The 917-nt window shown below is 54.4% G+C and carries 2 protein-coding genes; both read right to left on the minus strand.

Translation table 11 applies throughout. The features are described 5' to 3' along the window. On the minus strand, positions 1-641 hold a 641-nt coding region (locus L1069_RS23795), incomplete at its 3' end, for an ATP-binding protein (RefSeq protein WP_237457290.1). Continuing rightward, on the minus strand, positions 631-917 hold a 287-nt coding region (locus tag L1069_RS23800), incomplete at its 5' end, for a hypothetical protein (protein ID WP_237457291.1). The genes L1069_RS23795 and L1069_RS23800, both read right to left, overlap by 11 nt.

A 917-nucleotide genomic window follows, 5' to 3' on the forward strand; every position in this document is an offset into this window, starting at 1 on the left:
GAATGCCGGCGTTCGGCGTTGTAACAGGCCATCCATTCACTGTCCGGCAGCGCTACTACATGCACGAGAGGGCAGATATCCTCCAGTTCGGTTGTTCCTGAAAGCAGGATACCAACAGGCCATTCTTCGTCGGTCATGAGGGTTTTCATCATTGAGGCGACTGAATTCAGCTCGTGTCTTGTTCCACGCGACGCCAGGTCCTGGGCTTCGTCCAGGTGAACGAACAGGACCTTCCGTTCACGAAGGTGATGCCGCACGAGATCCCAAATGTACCATGCTTGCCGCTCTGAGCTGATTTGATACCCCAGTGCACGCAGAAGTGTCTGACCTGCAAATTTCAACGTGGCAGGTGATGGCACGCGCAGGCTGACAATCGTTGCTTCGCGCAGGTTTGACGTTTCCAAACTCTTCTGCGCTCGTCGAATGAGATGAGCGACGGCCGCGCTTTTCCCGGTTCCAGAAGCACCGGAAAGTGCAATGCCATGGGCCTCTCCCGTTTGCTTTGCGGTAATGTCGGCCAAACGTTTTTGAATATGGAATGAAAATCTGGCTTCCAGCGGGGTGAACCGTTCGTGGCGGACAAAGTGCTTTTCGAGCGCCGACATCCTGTTGGCAGTTTCTATCAAGCGTTCATTTGTCATCGTCAAAGCTCCAGCGGTTCCGGCGTTCAGTTTTGGGTGGGGGAGTTTCTTTGCGCGGAGGAGAGGATGGCTCCTCAGGCGGTATTGGAGTGATCTCGATGCCGATTGCTAGCGGATCTGCCGATGGCAGAATCTGACCGAGGCGCTCTGCGTCTGAACGCACTGGGAAATGCAGCGACCCCTCATTGCGCTCCACATCTTGGTCGGTGACATGGAAAGGCGTGAGTTCACGTAATGTGAAGGCCTGTTTGTTGATTCCTGAGATATGGAGTTTGA

It is taken from the genome of Leisingera sp. MMG026, assembly GCF_021654205.1.
Classification (GTDB): Bacteria; Pseudomonadota; Alphaproteobacteria; order Rhodobacterales; family Rhodobacteraceae; genus Leisingera.